Below are 3,627 nucleotides of genomic sequence, written 5' to 3'. Positions count from 1 at the left end.
CTAATGACTGATGACTAATGACTGATGACTGATGACTGATGACTTCCGTAAATCTCTCTCTGGGAAGATGGCACGCCCCACACAAATCTGGTTTGGTATAGAAAAAATACATAATTAGTTTTAATATCAATTCCGGTTGCATCAGTATTGTTCAAACTCTCAACAGTCAGCAGTCAACAGTCAACAGCCAACAGCCAACAGCCAACATCAACAATAGTGCAACCGGAATTGATATAACAATATTGTTTCACCAGCAGAAGAAATAGTGCGATCGCGCGATCGCTACAGGTCAAAAAAAATGAATCGGTTTCAGGTCTTGCCCTTACCCATTAAATCTTACAGCATTGCTACATTTAGCGCCGCCACGGCCTTACTGCTGACAACTCTGTTAGTCTTTGCATTCCAGGCAACTCCTGCAATATTACTTTTTGCCGGTGCAATGGTTAGCGCTTGGTATGTTGGCTTAAAGTACGCAGCACAAGAACTAGAAAGAGAACGCCAGATTATTACAAAAGTAATTGACACTTCGGCTTGCTTGATTGTAGTTCTCGACAGCCAAGGACGGATTGTGCGGTTCAATCAAGCTTGCGAAAAAACCACAGGCTACTCGGTAGCAGAAGTTGTGGATAAATGCGTGTGGGATTTGTTTTTAATACCAGAAGAATTAGAACCCGTTCAAACAGTTTTTAGCAAACTTAAATCCGAAAAATTTTACAGCGAATATCAAAATTATTGGCTCACGAAAAATGGCGAACTGCGCTTCATTTCTTGGTCTAATACAGTGATGGTTGATGGCGAGGGTTTGGTAGAATATGTGGTAGCAACTGGCATCGATATTACCGATCGCAAAACAGCAGAAATAGCCCTAGCTTCATCCTACACCCAGCTAGAAAACCGCGTCAAACAGCGGACTGCAGAACTTACAGTAGCTAAAGAAGCACTGCAAGCTCAAGAAGAACGATTTCGCTGCTTGAGTTCCTGTTCGCCGGTGGGGATTTTCATGGCGGATTTCGAGGGGCGCTACACCTATGCAAACCCGCGCGCTCAGGCGATTTTCGGCTTGAGTTTGGCAGAACTTTTAGGAAACGGTTGGGAGAATTGCATTCACCCGGAAGACTGCGATCGCGTATTGAGCCGATGGCTGGATTATACTCGCGAAGGTGGGGAATACGCGATCGAATATCGCCTGCAAACAGCAGAGAAAATTGTCCGCTGGATTAACGTTTGTTCCTCGCCAATGTTCTCCGACTCCGGCGAACTCATCGGATACGTGGGCACGGTGCGAGATGTCACCGAAAGACAACAAGCGCAAGCAGCTTTATCTAGCAGCGAACAACAACTGAGAACGCTGCTAGAAAATACGCCCGATGTGATTATCCGCACCGACAAAGAACTGCGTTATATTTATGTCAATCAAGCAGTTGCTAGAAGCCAAGGACAACCAGTTTCATTTTTTATCGGCAAAACCAGTCAAGACTTAGGAATGCCGCCAGAACAGTGCCAAATGTGGGATGAAACCCTGCAAAAAGTGTTAGAAACAGGTAGAGAAGAAATTATCGAATTTCAGGCGGAATCAACCGAAGGTATCAGAAGTTATCAATCTCGCGTCGTGCCAGAATTTAACAAGGAGGGCGTAGCAGAATCGGCATTGATTGTCGCCCGCGATATCACAGAACTAAAAGTTGCAGAAACTCAAAGATTGCAGTTGAAAATCGAGCTAGCAGCCAGGGAAAAAGCGGAAAAAGAACAGCAGCGATCGGCATTTTTAGCAGAAGCGAGCAAAATGCTGACTGCGGCCTTTGACGGGGAAACGGTGCTGCAAAAAGTAGCAGAATTAGCGGTAAATTCGATCGCTGACGGGTGCTGCATTCATTTGATCGAAACCGGCTCAAAAGTGCGGTGCGCGGCTGTAGCTCGCGCCCAAGCCTCTGCGGTTGATATTCTGAATAACTTGAGAATCCCCAGCCCGATCGCCTCTGATGCTGTTAACGGATATCCGCTGGTAATTCGCACCGGCAAATCGGAACTAATTGTCGAAGTGGATGAAGAGATTTTAGCAGCAGCAGCCGAAGATACAGCAGAAATGGAAACATTGCGCTCGCTCAATATCGGCTCCCGCGCTTGCGTACCGCTCTTAGCCCGCGGGCGGGTAATAGGTGCTGTTACCTGCTTTACATCTAAATCTGGCAGCCGCTACAATTCCCAAGACATGGCAATGTTAGAAGATTTAGCATACCATGTCGCTTTTGCCCTAGACAATGCCAGACTTTATGCAGAAGCGCAACAAGCACTATCTCAAACAGCGCAATCGTTTGCCTTAATTGACTCGCTCCTAGAAGCATCTCCCCTGGCGATTTGCTTTCTCGATCGCGAAATGCGCTTCATCCGCATCAATCAAGTCTTAGCAGAACTCAACGGTTTGTCCGCCGCACAGCATCTCGGTCAAGACTTCCGCCAATTGTTCCCAGAATCCGCGCACAAATTTGCACCAATAATTCAGCAAGTTCTCGACTCCGGCGAACCGGTTTTAAACGTAGAAATTAGCGGCGAACATCTTGGAAAACTCGGAGAGTTCGGCTATTTGCTCGGCAACTACTACCCAGTCAAAAATGAAAAGGGAGAAATCATCGGCGCGGGCATAATTCTCGCAGATATTACTGCAGCAAAACAAACCGAAATAGCTTTGACAGAAAGCGAAACGCGGTTCCGGAGCGTGGTAGAATCTACCATGCTCGGCATCGGTTTCTGGGAGGCGAAGGGCGAAATTACTGAAGCTAACGATGCCTTGCTGGAAATGATCGGATATACGAGGGAAGAGTTGGTTTCGGGACAGATCCGCTGGCTGGATATCACGCCTGCGGAATACGCAGAACTCGATCGCGCTGCTTTAGCACAAGTCGCAGCCGCAGGAAGTTGCGAGCCTTATGAAAAAGAATACATCCGCAAAGATGGGACGCGCTTCCCAATTTTAGTCGGCGGGGGAAAGTTGGAAGGATTCACAGACAAAGGATCGTTCTTCGTATTAGATATCACCGATCGCAAACAAGCCCAAAATCAGCTCCGAGAAAACGAAATTCGCATTCGCAACCAACTAGCAGAACTCGACTTAGTTTACAACACCACACCGGTCGGGCTGTCCTTTGTCGATACAAATTTGCGCTACATCCGCATCAACGAATGCCTCGCTCAGATCAACGGCCGATCGATCGCCGATCACATCGGGCGCACCATCAGAGAAGCGATTCCCGAAATTGCCGATATGGTAGAGCCGATTTACCTGCAAGTGCTGGCGACGCAAAGCCCCGTGCTCGACTTGGAAATTAAGGCCCAAACGCTGCAACAGCCGGGAGTAGTGCGGGATTGGCTAGTCAGCTTTTACCCTGTAAGCGACGAATCGGGAACGCTGTTGGGAGTCAGCAGCGCGATCGCCGAAATTACCGATCGCAACCAAGCAAAACGGGTAATCCAGCAAAGCGAAGCTTTATTCCGGCGGCTGTTAAATTCCAATATTTTCGGAGTTGCGATCGGAGATTTTAGCGGCCGCATCGCCTACGCCAACGACTGCCTGCTGAACATGGTGGGCTACACCCGATCGGACTTGCTCTCTGGTCAAATGCGGTGGGACAG

1 protein-coding gene is annotated in these 3,627 nt (G+C 48.0%); it reads left to right on the top strand.

Features of this window, described 5'->3' with window-relative positions:
• Positions 1–298: 298 nt before the first annotated feature.
• A partial coding sequence (locus WBA89_RS18035; RefSeq protein WP_424408591.1) for a PAS domain S-box protein occupies positions 299–3,627 on the top strand: 3,329 nt, incomplete at its 3' end.

The organism is Microcoleus sp., from assembly GCF_049646505.1.
Lineage (GTDB): Bacteria > Cyanobacteriota > Cyanobacteriia > Cyanobacteriales > Microcoleaceae > Microcoleus.
Note: the sequence above shows the minus strand (reverse complement) of the source record. Positions and strands in the feature narration are given on the sequence as shown.